The organism is Burkholderia sp. 8Y (assembly GCF_902506145.1).
GTDB lineage: Bacteria > Pseudomonadota > Gammaproteobacteria > Burkholderiales > Burkholderiaceae > Caballeronia.
This window is the reverse complement of sequence record NZ_LR733520.1, coordinates 556,021-575,584: the sequence shown is the minus strand read 5'-3', so window position 1 is coordinate 575,584 and position 19,564 is coordinate 556,021. Positions and strand designations below refer to the sequence as shown.

Annotated in this window: 15 protein-coding genes; 9 read left to right on the top strand and 6 right to left on the bottom strand. The window is 65.9% G+C overall.

The features are described from left to right. The first annotated feature begins 154 nt into the window (after positions 1-154). The gene (gene cytX, locus GV035_RS13235) at positions 155-1,459 is read left to right on the top strand and encodes a putative hydroxymethylpyrimidine transporter CytX (RefSeq protein WP_159835531.1); all 1,305 of its coding nucleotides are present in this window, start codon (positions 155-157) and stop codon (positions 1,457-1,459) included. Positions 1,460-1,582: 123 nt separating this feature from the next. Here cytX and speB read toward each other — a convergent pair whose 3' ends face one another. Further along, complete coding sequence (speB, locus tag GV035_RS13230; RefSeq protein WP_236572598.1) at positions 1,583-2,593, bottom strand: agmatinase; 1,011 nt, start codon at positions 2,591-2,593, stop codon at positions 1,583-1,585. Positions 2,594-2,708: 115 nt separating this feature from the next. Here speB and GV035_RS13225 point away from each other — a divergent pair, with 115 nt between their 5' ends. Then, on the top strand, positions 2,709-3,641 hold the full coding sequence (locus GV035_RS13225) for a LysR family transcriptional regulator (protein ID WP_159835530.1): 933 nt from the start codon (positions 2,709-2,711) through the stop codon (positions 3,639-3,641). A 239-nt stretch (positions 3,642-3,880) separates the two neighbouring features. Further along, entirely contained in the window at positions 3,881-4,285 is a 405-nt protein-coding gene (locus GV035_RS13220) for a hypothetical protein (protein WP_159835529.1), read from the top strand. 44 nt (positions 4,286-4,329) lie between these two features. On the opposite strand, the gene lolA is transcribed toward GV035_RS13220, so the two are convergent. After that, a complete protein-coding gene (gene lolA, locus GV035_RS13215) occupies positions 4,330-5,001 on the bottom strand; it encodes an outer membrane lipoprotein chaperone LolA (protein ID WP_159835528.1) in 672 nt (223 codons plus the stop codon). A 32-nt stretch (positions 5,002-5,033) separates the two neighbouring features. After that, on the bottom strand, positions 5,034-7,361 hold the full coding sequence (locus GV035_RS13210) for a DNA translocase FtsK (RefSeq protein ID WP_159835527.1): 2,328 nt from the start codon (positions 7,359-7,361) through the stop codon (positions 5,034-5,036). A 342-nt stretch (positions 7,362-7,703) separates the two neighbouring features. On the opposite strand from GV035_RS13210, the gene trxB reads away from it, so the two are divergent. The 5 genes from trxB (at position 7,704) to GV035_RS13185 (ending at position 11,510) form a co-directional block, all read left to right on the top strand. After that, complete coding sequence (trxB, locus tag GV035_RS13205; RefSeq protein WP_159835526.1) at positions 7,704-8,711, top strand: thioredoxin-disulfide reductase; 1,008 nt, start codon at positions 7,704-7,706, stop codon at positions 8,709-8,711. 211 nt (positions 8,712-8,922) lie between these two features. Beyond that, a complete protein-coding gene (locus GV035_RS13200) occupies positions 8,923-9,714 on the top strand; it encodes a Smr/MutS family protein (RefSeq protein WP_159835525.1) in 792 nt (263 codons plus the stop codon). Positions 9,715-9,724: 10 nt separating this feature from the next. After that, positions 9,725-10,345, top strand: a complete 621-nt coding sequence (locus tag GV035_RS13195) for a trimeric intracellular cation channel family protein (RefSeq protein WP_159835524.1) — start codon at positions 9,725-9,727, stop codon at positions 10,343-10,345. Positions 10,346-10,459: 114 nt separating this feature from the next. Next, positions 10,460-11,113 carry a protein-L-isoaspartate O-methyltransferase family protein gene (locus GV035_RS13190; protein ID WP_159835523.1) on the top strand — a complete coding sequence of 218 codons (654 nt, stop codon included), beginning with the start codon at positions 10,460-10,462 and terminating at the stop codon, positions 11,111-11,113. 73 nt (positions 11,114-11,186) lie between these two features. Beyond that, positions 11,187-11,510: a rhodanese-like domain-containing protein gene (locus tag GV035_RS13185; RefSeq protein WP_159835522.1), complete on the top strand. Its 324-nt coding sequence runs from the start codon at positions 11,187-11,189 to the stop codon at positions 11,508-11,510. Positions 11,511-11,778: 268 nt separating this feature from the next. Here the strand turns inward: GV035_RS13185 and GV035_RS13180 are convergent, their stop codons facing one another. Genes GV035_RS13180 through hemC form a run of 3 tightly spaced genes read right to left on the bottom strand, consistent with a single transcriptional unit; the run spans position 11,779 to position 16,081 of the window. Continuing rightward, the gene (locus GV035_RS13180) at positions 11,779-12,972 is read right to left on the bottom strand and encodes a heme biosynthesis protein HemY (RefSeq protein ID WP_201304032.1); all 1,194 of its coding nucleotides are present in this window, start codon (positions 12,970-12,972) and stop codon (positions 11,779-11,781) included. Continuing rightward, positions 12,972-15,035: a fused uroporphyrinogen-III synthase HemD/membrane protein HemX gene (gene hemDX, locus GV035_RS13175; protein ID WP_159835520.1), complete on the bottom strand. Its 2,064-nt coding sequence runs from the start codon at positions 15,033-15,035 to the stop codon at positions 12,972-12,974. Before hemDX ends, GV035_RS13180 begins: the two co-directional genes overlap by 1 nt. Further along, positions 15,035-16,081 (bottom strand): hydroxymethylbilane synthase, encoded by a 1,047-nt coding sequence (hemC, locus tag GV035_RS13170; RefSeq protein WP_236572597.1) that lies wholly within the window; start codon positions 16,079-16,081, stop codon positions 15,035-15,037. Before hemC ends, hemDX begins: the two co-directional genes overlap by 1 nt. A gap of 330 nt (positions 16,082-16,411) precedes the next feature. Between hemC and ppc the strand changes: the two genes are divergently transcribed. Then, positions 16,412-19,555 carry a phosphoenolpyruvate carboxylase gene (gene ppc / locus GV035_RS13165; protein WP_159835519.1) on the top strand — a complete coding sequence of 1,048 codons (3,144 nt, stop codon included), beginning with the start codon at positions 16,412-16,414 and terminating at the stop codon, positions 19,553-19,555. Positions 19,556-19,564 lie beyond the last annotated feature (9 nt).

Genomic DNA, 19,564 nt, shown 5'->3' with positions numbered 1-19,564 from the left:
CTTGCGCTTTTCGGGGTGCGCGCGGCATCGGCCATTCGGCCAGGTTCTCAAGCCGCACGGCGGCAGGCACAATCGCGCACGATTCGGGTGATTATGACAGCCACGCGCCGGGCGCGAATGGCGCCGCTCCAACCGACCTTACAGGAATGCCTCGATGCAAGAAGAGAACACCTCCACTTACGCGCCGCTCGTGCCGGTGCCCTCCGAGCGGCGCGCCTTCGGCACGAGGGACGCCTTCGCGCTCTGGTTCTCGCTCGGCATCGGCTTGCTGGTCGCGCAGGCGGGGGCGCTGCTGGTGCCGGGGCTTTCGCTGCCGCACGCGTTCGCCGCCATCGCCATCGGCACGGCGATCGGTGTCGTGCTGCTGGCGCTCGCGGGCGTGGTCGGCACGGATACGGGGCTCGCGGCCATGTCCTCGCTGCGCCCGACGCTCGGCGTGCGCGGCGTGTCGGTGCCCGCCGTGCTGAACGCGGTGCAACTGGTCGGCTGGGGCTCGTTCGAGATCATCGTCATGCGCGATTCCGCCGACGCGCTCGCCAATCAATCCTTCCATCTGTCGATGCCGCTCGTCTGGACGCTCCTCTTCGGCGCGCTCGCGACGCTGCTCGCGGTGAGCGGACCGCTTTCGTTCGTGCGGCGCTTTTTGCGCACATGGGGCATCTGGCTGCTGCTCGGCGGGGCCGGCTGGCTGACGTGGAATCTGCTGTCGAAGCACGATCTCGCCGCGCTGATGGCGCGCCCCGGCACCGGCGAGATGGCGTTCGGCGCGGGCATCGACCTCGTGGTGGCGATGCCGCTGTCGTGGCTGCCGCTGATCGCCGACTACACGCGCTTCGGCCGCAGCGCGGGCGGCACGTTTCGTGGCACGCTGCTCGGCTACGGCATCGCGAACCTGTGGTTCTATGCGCTCGGCGCGGTCTACGGACTCGCGGCGGGCGGCGGCGACACGCTGCTCACCGTCGCGCTCGCGCAGGCGGGCGGCGGCGTTGCGCTGCTTCTGATTCTCATCGACGAAATCGACAACGCCTTCGCCGACATCCACTCGGCGGCCGTCTCCACCGGCACGCTCTGGGCGCGCGCAAGCGTGCCGATGCTGTCGGCGGCGTACGGGGCGCTCTGCACGCTCGTCGCGCTCGTCGTGGCGATGGGCAAGTATCAAAACTTCCTGCTGCTGATCGGCTCGGTCTTCGCGCCGCTTTTCGGCGTGGTGCTGGCGGACCACTTCATCGTGAGAAAGCGCCGTGTGGACGCCGCCGAGGTAGGCCGACTCGACGGACGCTACGGATACTCGGGCGGCTGGCACGTGAGCGCGTTCATCGCGTGGGCGGTCGGCATCGCGGCCTATCACGCGATCAACGAATGGCTGCCGAATCTGGGCGCGACGCTGCCGGCGCTCGCGCTCGGCGCGCTGTGCTATCTGCTGCTGGTATCGACGCGGCGGGCGGCGGTGCCTTCGTGAGCGCAATCGCAGCGAGCGGCGATTCGGCTTGCGAATCAGCGGCCTAAGCGACTTGTCAGGCGATTTTCCACAGGGCGTTGCACAGAAGTTGTGGACAACCGCTTACGTCGCGGGCCTCACGCCTCACGCTCGCCTCTGCACCCCTGGCAACACGCACAGCAGCTCGAACGCCAGATTCGCCCCGAGCAGCGCGGTCGTCCCGAACGGATCGTACGGCGGCGCGACTTCGACCAGATCCGCTCCGACGATATTCAGCCCCCACGCGCCGCGCACGATCTCCAGCGCCTGCGGCACCGTCAGCCCCGCGATCTCGGGCGTGCCGGTGCCGGGCGCGAAGGCCGGGTCGATGCCGTCGATATCGAACGTGATGTACACCGGGCCGTCGCCCATCTGCGCGCGCACTTCGTCCATCAGCGGGACGAGCGAGCGATGCCAGCACGCCTCCGTCTGCACGACGCGAAAGCCCTGCTCGCGGCACCAGTCGAAGTCGCCCGCTTCGTAGCCCGTGCCGCGCAAGCCGATCTGTACGACGCGCTCGCAATCGAGCAGGCCCTCTTCCACCGCGCGGCGAAACGGCGTGCCGTGCGCGATCTTCTCGCCGAACATCGTGTCATTGACGTCCGCGTGGGCATCGACATGGATGAGCCCGACCTTGCCGTGCTTCGCGTGCATCGCCCGCAAGATGGGCAGCGCGATGGTGTGATCGCCGCCGAGCGTGATCGGCTTGCAGCCGTGCTCGAGAATCTCGCGGTACGCGCGCTCGATCCGGTCGATGGAATCCAGCAGGTTATACGGGTTGATCGCCACGTCGCCGATATCCGCGACGCGCAGCGAATCGAACGGCGCGGCGCGCGTCGCCATGTTGTACGGACGCAGCAGCACGGACTCGCTGCGCACCTGGCGCGGCCCGAAGCGCGCGCCCGTGCGGTTCGACGTGCCCAGATCGAACGGCACGCCGACAAAACACGCGTCCAGTCCCGCCGCGGACTCCACATACGGCAGACGCATCATCGTCGTGATGCCGCCGCAGCGCGGCATCTGGTTGCCCGACAGCGGCTGCGGGCGTTCGGCGCGGTGCTCGCGCAGGTAGGAATCGAAGTTGTCGGCGGGCGCGAAGAGAGAAGATGTATTCATGTTGATCGATGTCGAAAAAGGTGAGCCTTTCCCACTAATACGCGCTTTTCCGCCGCGATAAAATGCAGCCGATATAACCTTTACATTGATCCTGAGCGATCTATTGGCGGCACGCATGTTCACTCACCTCTCCGACCTCGATCTGCGGCTCATTCGCGTGTTTCTCGCCATCGTGGATGCGGGCGGCGTTTCGTCCGCCCAGGCGACGCTGAACGTCGGCCAGTCCACCATCAGCACGCAACTGGCGACGCTCGAAACGCGGCTTGGCTACCGTCTATGCGAGCGGGGGCGCGGCGGCTTCGCGCTGACATCGCGCGGCGAGCAATTCGTCGATGCGTGCCGCACGCTGCTCAACGCCGTCGACACGTTCGATTCGACCGCGCGCAACGTCGGCAAGAAGCTCGTCGGCACGCTGACGCTCGGCATGATCGGGAACACGCCGGTCAGCGCCAACGCACGCATCAGCGAGGCCATCGCGCGATTCAGGCAGCGCGACGAATCGGTGCGCTTCTCGGTGCTCGTACGATCGCCCGGCGAACTCGAGGAGATGCTGCTCGCCGGGCGCATTCAGATGGCGATCGGGTATTTCTGGCATCGCGTGCCGTCGCTCGACTACACGGAGATTTTCGCGGAAGACCAGCTCGCGTATTGCGGCCAGGCGCATCCCCTCTTCGAGCGGGCAGGCCGCGTGACGGTCGCGCAGACGGCCGATCATGACTGGGCCTGGCGCAGCTATCCGCTGCCCGAGGCCGCCGCGCTCACGCCGCATTCGATCACCGCCGTCGCCGACAACATGGAAGCCGTCGCGATGCTCGTCTTGTCGGGGCGGCATCTCGGCTATCTGCCGGAGCATTTCGCCGCACCGTATGTCGAACACGGCTCGCTCGCGGCATTAAATCCGAAGACGATGCGCTATCGCGTCGCGTTCCAGATGGTCACGCGTGCGGACCGGGCGCGCGGCGTGCGCGGGACAAAGAGCGATATCGTCTATGCCTTCATCGCGGATATGGCGGCGGCGCATCGGTTGCCGTCAATTGCTGCTTCTTAGCAGCGCAAACTATCTAACGCCTGCTCTTGCAGCACGCACCGCGCTTTTTTGAGCTACGCAGGCGAAAAGCCATTGCCGAATTAATCGGAGTCCTCTTATTATCGTCTGACGCATCGACGGTTCGGATAAGACCGCAGCCGCCCGTGCGCGCGGTATCGACCAACCGCGACAACACGACAAACAAGGGGAAGACGATGAGAACACTGACGCTGCGCAGCGCGGAATGTTGCCGAATCGCAATGGCAGGCGCCGCCGCGTGCGTCGCCATGTCGGCGAACGCGTACACGATGCCGGGCGGCACGATCACGTTCAGAGGCGCACTGGTTTCACCGCCGTTCGCGGTATTGGCACGATCGCCCGTGCACGCCGGCGCGGCCACCACGTTGAGCCGGAACGGACGAACCGCGACGGTCGCGTTCGACGCCTATCCGAACAGCACGCCGAACGCCGTCGTTTCGCTGATGGTGGACAACCATCGCGCAAGATCCGATGCCCTCGTCGCCGACTTCGTGGACGGCAACGGCCATCGCATCGCGGCGGCCAGCGACGGCGCGTATTTCATCGGCGCTTCCGGCGGAATGTTGTCGATGCAAAGCAAGGCGCCCTCAGCGATGCGCGTGACGCTCGTCACCGAATATCGCTAGACGAGGAGCCAAAGACGCGCGGCTCGAAAGAGCCGCGCCGTGAATCATCCGTTGATGACATCCGCGCCTTTCGGCACGCTGAATTTGAAGGTGTCGGCCTTCACCGGCGGGTTCTTCTGGATGTTCGAGAAGGTGAGCAGCGTCACGTTGCCGAACACGTCGTGCAGTTCCATCGCTTCCAGATTGCCATCCTTGAAGCCGATGCCGACGGTCTGGAACTGGGTGTCCTTCGCCTTCGGCGTGAGTTCCAGCCAGTCGATGCCGCCCTTCACGCCCGCATCGCGCAACGTGAAGTTCTTCTCCAGATCATTGCTGCCGAAGAGAATGGCCGCCGGGCTCGCGCCGAGCGCGCCGCCGAGACTGCGCACCGTCACCTGGTTCAAGTCTTTGTCGTAGACGTAGAGCTTATCGCCGTCGGCCTGCAAGAGCTGCGAATACGGCTTCTCGTACGACCAGATGAACTTGCCGGGCCGCGCGAACATGAACGTCCCGCTCGATGTCGCGCCCTTGGTCGGCGTCGTGGTCGAGCTCGCGCCGTTGTTGACCTTGCCGGGCGCCTTGACTTCCTGCTGCGTGAAGTCGCCGCGCGCCGCGTGAACTTGCGACACGAACATCTTCAACTGCTCGGTGCCGCTCGCGAATGCCTGCGATGCGAGTAGCATCGACGCCGACAGCAGCGCCGCGCCGAATGCCTTCTTCCCCGTGTACTGCTTCATGCTGTTGTTCTCCTTCCGTAGCCGTCCGCGCGTTATTCCGACTCGCGCGCGGGCGTGAGGATCTCGCGGTTGCCGTTCGACGACATGGCGGACACGAGACCCGAATTCTCCATCTGTTCCAGAAGGCGCGCGGCGCGGTTATACCCGATTCGCAAATGCCGCTGCACGAGCGAAATCGACGCCCGCCGGTTCTTGATGACGACCTCGACCGCCTGATCGTACAGAGGATCGGACTCGCCATCGGTCGAGCCGGTTCCGCCCGCGCCCGCCGCGCCTTCGTCGCCCTCGCCCGCGAGCCCGCCTTCGAGAATGCCTTCGATGTAATTCGGCTCGCCGTGCTCCTTCAGCTTCTCGACCACGCGATGCACTTCTTCGTCCGACACGAACGCGCCGTGAACGCGCACCGGCAGCCCCGAACCCGGCGGCAGATAAAGCATGTCGCCCATGCCGAGCAGCGATTCGGCGCCCTGCTGATCCAGAATCGTGCGCGAGTCGATCTTCGACGACACCTGGAACGCCATGCGCGTCGGCACGTTTGCCTTGATGAGGCCGGTGATCACGTCCACCGACGGGCGCTGCGTCGCGAGAATCAGATGGATGCCGGCCGCCCGCGCCTTCTGCGCGATCCGCGCGATCAGTTCTTCCACCTTCTTGCCGACGACCATCATCAGGTCGGCGAGTTCGTCGATCACGACGACGATGTTCGGCAGGCGCGTGAGCGGCTCGGGATCGTCGGGCGTGAGGCTGAACGGATTGGGGATTTTCTCGTCGCGCTTCTTCGCTTCGTCGATCTTCGAGTTGAAGCTCGCGAGATTGCGCACGCCCATCTTGCTCATGAGCTTGTAGCGGCGCTCCATTTCGGCGACGGCCCAGTTCAGCGCGTGACCGGCCTGCCGCATGTCGGTGACGACCGGGCACAGCAGATGAGGAATGCCTTCGTAGACGCTCATTTCGAGCATCTTCGGGTCGATCAGGATGAGACGCACCTGATCCGCGCTCGCCTTGTAGAGCAGCGAGAGAATCATCGCGTTGATGCCGACGGACTTGCCCGAACCCGTCGTGCCCGCGACGAGCAAGTGCGGCATCTTCGCGAGGTCGGCGCAGACAGGATTGCCGCCGATGTCCTTGCCGAGACCCATCGTGAGCGGCGAGGCCGCCGCCGCGTAGACTTCGGAGCCGAGAATCTCGGAGAGCTTGACCGTCTGCCGGCGCTGATTCGGCAACTCCAGCGCCATGTAGTTCTTGCCGGGAATCGTCTCCACCACGCGAACAGACACGAGCGAAAGCGAACGCGCCAGATCTTTCGCCAGCCCGACGATCTGGCTGCCCTTCACGCCCGTCGCCGGCTCGATTTCATAGCGCGTCACGACCGGGCCCGGATACGCCGCGACCACGCTCACCTCGACGCCGAAGTCCTTCAGCTTCTTTTCGATCAGGCGCGACGTGTATTCGAGCGTATCGGCGGCGATGGTTTCCTGCGTCTTCGGCGGCGGATCAAGGAGCGCGATGGCCGGCAACGTGGAATCGCCCGGCAGATCCGCGAAAAGCGGCACCTGCTTTTCCTTCTCGACGCGCTCGGAGCGCGGCGGCGTCGCGACCGGCGGCACGATGACGACCGGCTCGTGATCCTCGTGCTTCACGCGCGAGCGCACGACCTTGCCTTCGCGCTTCGATGCCGCTTCTTCGCCGAGCTTGCGGTCGCGGCCCGCTTCGCGGCGCAGTTGCGCGCCGGTGATCGCGTTGAGAATGCCCTCGCCGACTTTCTCGCACACGGACAGCCACGAGAACCGGAAGTACAGCGACAGACCGATGGCGAGCGCGATCAGCAAAAAGAGCGTCGCGCCCGTGAAGCCGAGCGCATGCGAGACGTGGCGCGCGATCAGATCGCCGACGACACCGCCCGGCGCGCGCGGCAGCGGCACCTTGAGCGACCACATGCGCAGCGCCTCGATGCCGTCAGTCGCGAGCAGCACGAGCACGAAGGCGAACGCTTCGGCAAGCCACGTGCGGTCGCGGGGCGCGTTTTCATGGTTCGTGGATGCTTGCGCGGCCGGCTCGGCGATGCGCCGGTAATTCGCGACGATGCGCCGCCCGAGCAGCACGACGAGCCAGTAGGACGACAGCCCGAATACCAGCAGCAGAATGTCCGACGTGTAGGCGCCGACGCGCCCCGCCCAGTTCGAAATGTGATCGACGCTCACCGCGTGCGTCCAGCTCGGATCTTTCCGGCTGTACGAAATGAGCGCCATGACGAGGAAAAGCCCGAGGGCGACTTGGAGAATCCAGCGAATCTCGGTGAAGAGCCGCGACATGCGGTGCGGCAACGCCTGCGGGCTCGCGGAATAGGATGCTTTGGCCATTGATTCGGTGTCGCTTGTCGCGGCCTTCGTCGGTTCGACGGGCCGCATGAACGGTGACCTATTGTAAACGCTGCATTGCGGTGAAAGGCGCAAAAACGGCCGCGTTCTTGCAACCTGTAACACTCCTCACATGCCGCCGCTCGCCCGTTTCTGCGTGAAATCTGCGACGCGCGCCTATCAAAGCGATTGAAAGGTTCACTCGGAACGCTTTCGCAGCGGCCTTTATAATTGAGCTCTCGCATCCAACTACGGGTCATCGGCGGCGCTCGTCAGGTGCCGGATTTGCTGCGCCGAGTCGAGCGCATGCACTGCCGAACCGACCATCCATAACGGACCACCATCATGTCATCACCGCAACCCGCGCCCAAACACGCCAAAGTGCTGATCCTCGGTTCCGGCCCCGCCGGCTATTCCGCCGCCGTCTACGCGGCCCGGGCGAATCTGGCGCCGCTGCTCGTCACCGGCCTCGCGCAAGGCGGCCAGCTGATGACCACGACCGATGTCGAAAACTGGCCGGGCGATCCCTCGGGCGTGCAGGGTCCGGAACTGATGCAGCGCATGGAAGAACACGCGCGCCGGTTCAACACGGAGATCGTGTTCGACCACATCCACACCGCGAAGCTCAACGAGCGGCCCCTGCGTCTTATCGGCGATGCGGGCGAATACACGTGCGATTCGCTCATCATCTCGACGGGCGCGTCGGCGCAATATCTCGGCGATCCGTCGGAACAGGCGTTCATGGGCAAGGGCGTGTCCGCCTGCGCGACCTGCGACGGCTTTTTCTATCGCAACGGCGAAGTCGCCGTGATCGGCGGCGGAAACACGGCGGTCGAAGAGGCGCTCTATCTGTCGGGCATCGCGAAGAAAGTGACGGTCATTCACCGCCGCGACAAGTTCCGCGCCGAGCCGATCCTGATCGACCGGCTGCTCGCGAAGGAAAAGGAAGGCGTGGTCGACATCAAGTGGAATCACGTACTCGACGAAGTGACCGGCGACGATTCCGGCGTCACGGGCCTGCGCATCAAGCACACGCAGACCGGCGAGACCACGGACATTGCGTTGCAGGGCGTGTTCGTCGCGATCGGCCACAAGCCGAACACCGAACTCTTCGCGGGTCAGGTGGAGATGAAGAACGGCTACATCATCACCAAGGGCGGCACGAGCGGCAACGCGACGGCCACGAGCATTCCCGGCGTGTTCGCGGCCGGCGACGTGCAGGACCACATCTACCGCCAAGCGATCACCAGCGCGGGAACCGGCTGCATGGCCGCGCTCGACGCGCAGCGTTATCTCGAAGCCATCGACGAAACGCCGACGCCGCACTCGATGAGCCACGAAAAGGATCGGTAAGAAGGAAGGCGCGGCGCGCCTAGCCGACGTTTCGTCGATGAACGGGCCCCGGTTCGCGCCGCCGGCCCGTTTTTTGTTTCCAGGATCGTCGATGCCCGTTTCGCGCCGGCGCATTCGACGATGACCGCGTCCGTGGCACAATCGGCGCGCCGCGCCGGATCGCCGCCTTCCATCCGCCGCTGCACTCGCAGCCGACCTTTCTGGCCGAACGATGCCGAAAAATCATCCGCACCCGAACGAACCGAAGGCCCGCCGTCCGCAGACGCCGCGCCCGGCCGCCGCTGACAAGCCGCCCGCCGCCGACGCTCACGACGTAGCGGACGCGGTGAAGCGCGACGGGCTCGCGGGCCTCGCGGGGCTGAAAAGCGCGTTGAAGGCCGACGCCGACAAGCGCGTCGCGGAACGCGCGGCGGCGGCGCTCGCACAGCGGGAAGCGGTCGCGCACGCGGACGAGTTTCGCCGCTCCATCGGCCAGATCGAGCCGCTCAAGACGCCGCCGCGCATCACCGTGACGCGCGTGCCCCCGCCGCCGCTTCCGCTGCAAAGCCGCCGCGACGAGGAAGCGGTGTTGCAGGAGGCGCTTTCCGACGAGTACGACCCGGAAAGCCTGCTCGATATGGACGAGACGCTCTCGTATTGCCGGCCGGGCATCAGCCAGGAAGTCGTGAGGAAACTGCGGCGCGGCGCGTGGATCGTCCAGGCGCAGCTCGACCTGCACGGCATGCGGCGCGAAGAAGCGCGCGAGGCGCTCGCGGAATTCATCCGTGAATCGGTGAAACGCGGACTGCGCTGCCTGCGCGTGATTCACGGCAAGGGACTCGGCTCCATCGGCAAGGAGCCGATTCTCAAAGGCAAAGTGCGCGCGTGGCTCACGCAAAAGGCGGAAGTGATTGCCTTTTGTCAGGCGCGTCCGCACGACGGCGGCGCAGGCGCCGTGCTCGTGCTGCTGCAACCGGGCGGCACGCCGCGGCATCACAACCATCCCCAAGACAAGACCCGCTGAACGGACGAACGTGCATCCCAGACTCACCCTCGCCATTTCCGTCATGGAGGCGTTCGCGATCTTCGCGTATGCGCTCTCCGGCCTCATCGAAGCGAGAAAGCGGCGGCTCGACGCCGTCGGCGCCTTTCTCGTCGCGCTCGCCACCGCGTTCGGCGGCGGCACGGTGCGCGACGTGCTGCTCTCGCGCCGCCCGTTCTACTGGGTGGAGCATCAGGACTACGTGCTCGCGATCTTCGCGATGGCGATCTTCGCGCCGCTCTTTCTGCGCCTGACTTCGCGCGTGTTCGATCAGCGCGCGCTGCTCGTCACCGACGCGATCGGGCTCGGCCTTTTTAGCGTGTCGGGGACGTCCATCGCGCTCGATGCGCAGATGCCCGCGTTCACCGCGACGATGATGGGCGTGACGACCGGCGTCTTCGGCGGCATCATGCGCGACGTGCTATGCAACGAAATTCCGCTGATTCTGCGCGATTCGCGGCCCTACGCGGTGTGCGCGTTCGCGGGCTGCTGGATCTATCTGGGCCTCGCGCACCTCGACGTCGACACCATCTACAACGTGCTGCTCTCGACGGCTTTCATCCTCATCGCGCGGCTCGCCACGTTCAAACTGGACATTCGCCTGCCGCATTAGAGCGGGGGGAAAACGCGTCCGTTTGCTACAATCGCGAAGTCAATCCGCCCTGTCCGGCCGCTCGCGCCGGGGCTTCGGGGCACCGGTTTCCTGTCGTCAACACGCACACAGAACATGAACATCGAGCAAGCGCGTTTTAACATGATCGAGCAACAGATTCGTCCCTGGGATGTGCTGGACCTGGACGTGCTCAACCTGCTGTCGATCGTCAAGCGCGAGAACTACGTTCCCGCCGCCTATCGCAACATCGCTTTCGCGGACCTCGAAATCCCGCTGCCCGGCGGCGAGCGCATGCTGGCCCCGAAGATCGAAGCGCGCATCCTGCAGGAACTGACCGTCCACAAGGGCGAGACGGTGCTCGAAATCGGCGCGGGCTCGGGCTACATGGCCGCGCTCCTCGCACATCGCGGGCGCAGCGTCACGACCGTCGAAATTTCCCCCGAACTCGCCGAATTCGCGAAGCAGAATCTCGCGGCCAACGGCGTGACGAATGCGGAAGTGGTCGTCGGCGACGGCGCGCGCGGCTGGAGCCAGGGCGCACCGTTCGACGTGATCTGCGTGTCGGGCGGCCTGCCCGTGATGCCGCAGCAGTTTCTGGAACTGCTGAACATCGGCGGGCGCATCGCGGCGTTCGTCGGCACGGCGCCCGTGATGGAAGCGCAGATCATCACGCGCATCGACGAAAAGCAGTATCGCGTGTCGGCAGTGTTCGAGACCTTCGTCGCGCCGCTGAAGAACGCGCTGCATCCGCCGGCGTTCAAGTTCTGAGCGTTCGACTTTCACCGCCGGGCCGTGTGCGCCCGGCGTCCGCTTCGCTTCCACCTTCCGCGCCCGCCATCCCATGCAAAATCTGACCGCATCCGAACTCGCCGCGTGGCTCGCGGATTCGTCGCGCCCCGCGCCCGTTTTGCTCGACGTGCGCGAGCCGTGGGAGCTTCAGACCGCGAAGCTGGAGAACGTCGTGTCCATTCCGATGCGCGACATTCCCGCGCGCAGCGAGGAACTGGAAGACGACGCGCAGATCGTCTGCATTTGCCACCACGGCGCGCGCAGCGCCCAGGTCGGCATGTTTCTGGAATCGCGCGGCTTCACGAATGTCTTCAATCTGTACGGCGGCATCGACGCCTGGTCGCGTCAGGTCGATCCTTCGGTTCCGACGTATTGAATGCGGCGGGCGCGCCGGTCCGCATCTGTCCTGCGATTCGCGGCGGCCTGAACGCAAGTTTGCGGGGCTGGCGGGCTTGTAACTTCAGTCGCCATTCCGCAGAGTTCCGCGTGTTCAAAGACTCACGAGAAGTTCTTCGATTTATACGGTGCCATCGACGCATGGTCGCGTCGCGTTGATCCGCCGTTCGACCATTTCCACCGCCCCACAAAAGCAAAAGCCGCATACGCTCTCACGCATGCGGCCCGATGACGCCTGAACCGAAGCCCTACACGACGTTCATCGCCAGCGCGCTCGCCCGATAGTGTTCGGCGGCCTTCTCGGCATCGCCCAGTTGCTCGTGCAGGCGTGCCAGCGCGCGGTGCGTCCGGATCTTGAGCGGCTCGTTGTCGGCCAGTTTGAGCGCCGCTTCCAGAAACGCCTGCGCCTTGCCCCACAATTGTTGATGCAGGCACAACCGCCCGAGCGTGAAGAGCAGATCCGCGTCCTCGGTGCGCTCCTTCTGCCAGGCTTCGGCGCGCTGAATGAGCGGGAACGCATCGCCGCCGACGACGCAATCCGGATAACGGCGCAACAGGCGCGCGTCCCAGTTGTGCGCGAGCGCCTCTTCCACGATCTTCCTCGCTTCCGCGCGACGGTCCAGCGCGATCAGCAATTCCGCCGCGAGATCCGCGAGACGCGGCGACTGGCGCTCCGTCGCCGATAGCGACTGCCACAGTTCCAGCAACGCGTCGGGATTGTGCCGCCGGTCGCGCAGCAGATTTTCCGCCGCGACCTGGCGCAAACGCACCGCGACCGCCGGATGCAACGCTTCGCGCTTTTCCAGCATACGCACGAGCTTCAGCACTTCGGCCCAGTTCTTCAATTGCTGCTGCGCGCGCAGCGCGATCTGCTGCGCGTGGATGCGCCGCCCGCCCTGCGCCTGAATCTCGGTCAACGCGACGAGCGCGCCGTCCGCGTCGCGGCCATCGGCGCGCATGTCGGCGGTGGCCATGAGGCGCGCGTCCTGCCACTCGGCGCCGTCGACCTGCGCAAGCCATTCGTCGCGACGCGCATATTCATGTAGCCGATGCGCCGCGTTCGCGCCGATCAGTCCCGCCGCGCCCTGATTTTCGTCGACGGAAAGCGCATCGCGCGCCGCCTTCTCCGCCTTCGAGAATCGCCCGGCGTACAAGTGGCCGATGGCATCGCGCAAAGAAGCGTTCGCCTTCGCGAGCCGGCTGCGCGCGCGGTAAGCCGCCACGCGTTGCGGCATTTTCCAGACGCCGCGCGCCGCGCGAATCAGCGCGTAGAGCACGATGAACAGCACGACGAGCGCGACCGCGAACAGATTCAGCGACACGTCCACGCGATACGGCGGAACGACGATCAGTACCTGCCCGCCGTCGAAGCCGCCGACCGTCGCCACGATCACCGCGACCGCGAACAGCAGCGCGAGCCAGATGAGTCCTCGAATCGTCATCATCCGCCTCGCTTGAACTGATGCACGGCGGCAAGGCTCGCGTCCAGGTTCGGCACGGCGACCGCGAGCGACGCCTGATCGACCTGTTTCACGAGATCGCGCACGGCGGCGACCTTCTTGGACGACGGATCGAAATAACGGGCGAGCGCGGCATCCGCTGCCGCGAGGTCCGACTTGAGCGTGGGCTCGCTGCGCGACAGCAGCGACAGGCGCGCCGACAACAGGCGCAGCTTCACGTTCTCCCGCACGAAGTAGCCCTGATCCGGCGACGTGAGCATGGCGTCTGCATTGTCGATGCGCCGCACCGACACGAGACTCGACAACTGCTGGCCGATGCCGCTCGTGATCTGTCGCCACAGCACCTTCCAGCGCGGCTCGCCGGTGGCCGCCGCGATCGACGCGCTGTCGCCCGGCGTGGCCGCCTGCGCACGCGCGCGCTCGATCGGCGCTTCGCCCGCGAGCGGCAAGCCGTCGATCTGCTCGATGGCCGTGTCCAGCTTGATCGCGAGACCGGTCAGGTCGGTGGTCTGCGTCCCCTTCAGCTTGTCGATGTCCTGCGCGATGGCCTTGCGGATCGCCACGACTTGCGGGCCGGTCGTCGCGGCGAGGCGCGTGTCGGCGCTTTGCAGCGCGAAGAGCGCGAGCTGAACGTTGCCGGTGAGTTGCAACTGCTGGCTCGCACTCGAGAGAATCTGCTCGACTTCGGCAAGCGTCCAGTCGTCGCGGTTGCTCGCGAGATCCTGATATTGCTGCTGCAACGCCTGGCTATGCGCTTCGGCATCGGCGAGCTTGCCCTGCAACTGGATCAACTGCGTGTTGAGCGCGGATGTCGCGCTCGCCGCCTGATCGGCCTTCGCGCGCAGCGTGACGTTTTGCGCATCGGCTTGCTCGACGCGCTGCGTCAAATCCTGTTCCTTGCGGTCGACTTTGCGGTTCAGCGCGTAGCCGCCCGCGCCCGCCGCTACCGCCAGGATGACGACGGCGAACCACAACAACACCGTGCCCGCGCCGCCGCGCCGCTTTTGCTGTTCGTACGGCGTGAAGGGCGTGTTCGGCGGCAAGGGCGGTGTCACGTTCGGCTGAGGTGAAGCTTTCTTGGAATCGTTCGAGTCAGTCATGCGTGATTGAGCCGGTTGGTGGGCCGGCGGCGTGGCCGGCGATGTGTCGGTCGCTTGAAATGACGCGTTGTTCGGCGCCTCTGCGTCGCGCTCCGGTTCCGCGGCGGCGGATGCGCCAGCTTCACGCGGAAAGAGCGTCTCCAGCGTATGCACGATGCGTTCATCGCCGGCGCCGGACACCGTCATCCTATCAAAACCCGTTTGGCGCGCGACTTCGGCGATGCGCGGGTGCGGGCACACGAGCGGCACGTGCTTGAGCCGCGCAATTTCCTCGGCGGTGAGATGCTCGCGGGCGAGTTCGTCCAGATTGCGCACGCCTTCGGAACTGGTCAGCAGCCACGCGTGCGGCGCGCCGGACAAGAGCGCGTGGATGCGCTCCCACTTTTGCATGGACGGCTCGGGCAACAGACGCCGGTACGCCGCGACCTTCGACACTCGCGCGCCCGCCTGTTCCAGACGCTCGGCGAGCCATTCGCGCCCGCCGTCGCCGCGCACGATCAAGACGCGCCGGCCATCGAGTTCGTTCGCGCCGAAGTGCGCCTCGATCGCGGCGTAAAGCGCCTCGGAATCGAAACGCGGATCAGATTCCTCTTCCGACGGACTGATCACGCGATGCGTCGGCGCATGCACGCCCTGCCGCGCGAGCGCCGCGACGCTGCCCGGACCGACGACGGCCACGGGCACGTCCGTCGGCCACGGCGCGAACAGGCGGCCGAACGCATGATCGACGGCGTTCGGCGACACAAACACGACGAGCGCGTAGCGGTCCGGCGCGTAGAGTTCGTCGAGCGCGGCGCGAAGGGGCGCGTCGTCGGCGACGGGCGCAATGTCGATCAGCGGAAATTCGAGCGCGTCGAAGCCCGCGCCATGAAGCCGCTCGACAAGCGCCGAGGACTGCCCGCCCGGACGCGTGATGACGACGGTGGCGCGGACCGCGCTCGCCATCAGGATGCGTTCGCCGCGGACGGCGGCACGGGATCGTCCTGCGAACCGCCTGCCGCCGGGCGCACGTTCGGCGCGTCGGCGCGGCTCATCGTCGCGAGCGCGTTGACGATGTCGGCGGCGCCTTGCGCTTCGAGATCGGCCGATACGCGCTGGCCGAGCGCGAGCGCGCCGGCCACATCGGGCGCGCGCACCGCTTCTTCGGCGCACAGCACGCGCTTGCCGTCAGGCATGGATACCGCCCCGCGCAGAAAGAGCGAGCCGTCGCGCCAGTGCGCGAACGCCGCGAGCGGCACTTCGCAGCTTCCGCCGAGCGCGCGCGACACCGCGCGTTCCGCTTCGACGGCGAGCGCGGTCGCTTTGTCGTGCAGCGGCGCGAGCCACGCGGCGAGTTCTGGACGATCCGAGCGAATCTCGATGCCGAGCGCGCCCTGCCCCGCCGCGGGCAAGCTCTCCGAGACATCCAATAATGCGCGGATGCGCGATTCGAGCCCGAGCCGCTTCAGACCTGCCGCCGCCAGAATGATCGCCGCGTAGTCGCCGCGATCGAGCTTGGCAAGACGCGTGTCGAGATTGCCGCGCAAAGGCCGCACGTCGAGATGCGGGAAACGTGCGCGAATCATCGCCTCGCGGCGCAAGCTGGACGTGCCGACGACGCTGCCCGCAGGCAACGCATCGAGCGATTCGAAATGCGGCGACACGAAGGCATCGCGCGGGTCTTCGCGTTCGAGAATGGCGCCGAGCGTGAAGCCTTCGGGCAGTTGCATCGGCACGTCTTTCAGCGAATGGACGGCGAGATCGGCGCGGCCTTCGGCGAGCGCGGCTTCCAGTTCCTTCACGAAAAGACCCTTGCCGCCGACCTTCGACAGCGTGCGGTCCAGAATCTGATCGCCGCGCGTCGTCATTCCGAGAATTTTGACGTCGCAAGATGGATATAATTTGTGCAGCGCACACCGCACGTGCTCGGCTTGCCACATCGCGAGCCGGCTTTCCCGCGAAGCGATGACAAGCGTGGCGGGCGGTGTCGTGGAATGCGTCTCGGAATTCATTGATGCTCGATCGAATGACGGGATGAAATAACAAACAATGGTAGCACGCACGCCACGGTCCATTCGGGCATGGGCGGCGCGCGAAAGCCTTGTCCGGCGCGCCTTTCCGAGCGCCGAAAAGCGGGGGCCGCGCATGAGGAGACACATGCGCGCGCCTGGATGCGTTGTGCGGGTTGCGCAGGTTGCGCACTGCGCACACGTGGCGCACGCGTCCCGCGCCCGTCCCGCTTGCTGGTCCGCATGACATGCTTCGCGCGGCGCCGCACAGGCCGCCGTATCCGCCGATGGTCCCTGGCTTCGCATATCAGAGAGCAGAGAGAGGAACTCAACGTGACGTCTTCCGCATCGGCCCGCCCGGCGCGCCGCAACGCCGCATCGCCCGACTCATCCTCCGACACGTCCATCGCGGCGGCGTCGCCTTCCATCTCGAAGACGCGAGCCGCAAGCGCCGCGAAAGCGTCGACAGCGGCCGTCGCGGTCAAGGACAAGCCGGGCGTCGAAGTCATGGTGAAAGCGCCGAAGCCGCAGAAAGCCGACAAGCCGCCGAAAGAAGCGAAGGCGTCGAAGAAGGCTAAGGCCGCTTCGCTCGCGGATGCCAACGTCGCCGCTGATTCCCAAGATTCCGCCGATTCCGCCGACCGCGCGAAGCCCGCGAGCCGAGCGCGCGACGACAAAGACCGCCCGCTCTTCGAAGACATCCGCTTCCTCGGCCGTGTGCTCGGCGAAGTGCTGCGCGAGCAGGAAGGCGACGCCGTGTTCGACATGGTCGAGGCGATTCGTCAGACTGCCGTCAAGTTCCGCCGCGAAGACGACGTGGACGCCTCGCAGACGCTGGAAAAGCGCCTGCGCGCGCTGTCGCCCGAGCAGACGGTGTCCGTCGTGCGCGCGTTCAGCTATTTCTCGCATTTGGCGAATATCGCGGAAGACCGCCACCACAACCGCCGCCGCCGCATTCACGCGCTCGCGGGCTCCGCGCCGCAGCCGGGCACCATCGCCTATGCGATCGAGCGCATGCGCGAGCAGAAAAACGTCAGCGCCACGCGCAAGATGCTGCAGACGTTCTTCGACGACGCGCTGATCGTCCCCGTGCTGACCGCGCATCCGACGGAAGTGCAGCGCAAGAGCATCCTCGACGCGCAGCACGACATCGCGCGGCTGCTGGCCGAGCGCGATCAGGAACTGACCGCCCGCGAACGCGCGCAGAACGAAGCGGTCTTGCGCGCACGCGTGACCTCGCTCTGGCAGACGCGCATGCTGCGCGACGCGCGCCTGACTGTCGCCGATGAAATCGAGAACGCGCTCTCCTATTACCGCGCGACCTTCCTCGCGGAGATTCCCGCGCTGTATGCCGATATCGAAGCCGCGCTCGCCGAGCATGGCCTGCCTGCGCGCCTGCCGCCGTTCTTCCAGATGGGAAGCTGGATCGGCGGCGACCGCGACGGCAATCCGAACGTCACGGCGGACACGCTTGAAGCGGCCATCACGCGGCAGGCGACCGTCATCTTCGAACACTATCTCGAAGAGGTGCACAAGCTCGGCGCGGAACTGTCGGTGTCGAATCTGCTGGCCGGATCGAGCGATGCGCTGCACGCGCTCGCCGATGCATCGCCTGACCACTCGCCGCATCGCACGGACGAGCCGTACCGGCGCGCGCTGATCGGCATCTACACGCGGCTCGCGGCGAGCGCGCGCGTGAGGTTGGGTGAAGGCGTGGTGGCCGTGCGCAGCGCCGGGCGCGGCGCGGCGCCGATCCGCGCGACGCCGTATGCCGACGCCGCCGAATTCACGCGCGATCTAAACGTGCTGATCGAATCGCTCGCGCAGAACCACGGCGCGTCGCTGGCGGCGCAGCGCCTGTCGCCGCTCGCGCGGGCGTCGGAGGTATTCGGCTTTCATCTCGCGAGCATCGACTTGCGGCAAAGCTCCGATATCCACGAAGCGGTCGTGGCGGAACTGCTCGCGCGCGGCGGCGTCGTCGCCGATTACGCGGCGCTCGACGAAGAGCAGAAGCGCGCTGTGCTGCTGAAGGAACTCGGGCAACCGCGTCCGCTGCGCCTGCCGTACGCGCAGTACTCCGATCTCGCGAAAAGCGAACTCGGCGTGCTGGAAGCGGCGCGCGTCTTCCGCGAACAATTCGGCGCGCGGGCGGTGCGCAATTACATCATTTCGCACACGGAAACCGTCAGCGACCTGCTCGAAGTCATGCTGCTGCAAAAGGAAACCGGCGTGCTGCAAGGCTGTCTCGGCAGCAAGGACGACGCCGCGCGCAACGGTCTGATGGTGATTCCGCTTTTCGAAACCATCGCGGACTTGCGCAATGCGCCCGTCATCATGGGTGAATTTTTCGCGCTGCCCGGCATCGATAAGCTGATCGAAGATCAGGGCAACGAGCAGGAAGTGATGCTCGGCTATTCAGACAGCAACAAGGACGGCGGCTTTCTCACGTCGAACTGGGAGTTGTATCGCGCGGAACTCGCGCTGGTCGCGCTGTTCAAGGAGCGCCAGACGACGCTCCGGCTCTTTCACGGACGCGGCGGCACGGTCGGGCGCGGCGGCGGTCCGACGTATCAGGCGATTTTGTCGCAGCCGCCCGGCACCGTCGACGGCCAAATTCGCCTGACCGAGCAAGGCGAAGTGATCGCGAGCAAGTTCGCGAACGCGGAAATCGGTCGGCGCAATCTGGAGACGGTCGTGGCAGCGACGCTGGAAGCCTCGCTTCTGCCGCACGAGAACGCGCCCGCGCAGTTGCCGCAATTCGAAGCGACGATGCAGACGCTTTCCGATGCCGCAATGTCCGCATATCGCGCGCTCGTCTACGAGACGCCCGGCTTCACCGACTACTTCTTCTCCTCGACGCCGATTGCGGAAATCGCGGAGTTGAACATCGGCAGCCGGCCGGCGTCGCGCAAGCTGCAAGACCCGAAGCAACGGAAGATCGAGGATTTGCGCGCGATTCCGTGGGGCTTTTCGTGGGGACAGTGCCGGCTGCTGCTGACCGGCTGGTACGGCTTCGGCAGCGCCGTGACCGCTTATCTCGATGAAGCCGGGTCGGATGCGGAACGCGCCCGGCGTCTCACCGCGCTTCGCAAGATGCACAAGACTTGGCCGTTCTTCAAGAATCTGTTGTCGAACATGGACATGGTGCTCGCGAAGACCGATCTCGCTGTAGCGTCGCGCTACGCGCAGCTCGTCAGCGACAAGAAGCTGCGCAAGCTCGTGTTCGACAAGATCGTGGCCGAGCACGAGCGCACCTGTCACGTGCTCACCGAGATCACGGGCCGAAGCGAGCGGCTCGCCGACAACCCGCTGCTCGCGCGTTCGATCAAGAACCGCTTCCCGTATCTCGATCCGCTCAATCACTTGCAGGTGGAACTGCTCAAGCGCCATCGCGCGGGCGATCAGAACGTGCGGCTGCGTCGCGGGATTCACTTGACCATCAACGGTATCGCGGCGGGTTTGCGCAATACCGGCTGATGTCACCGG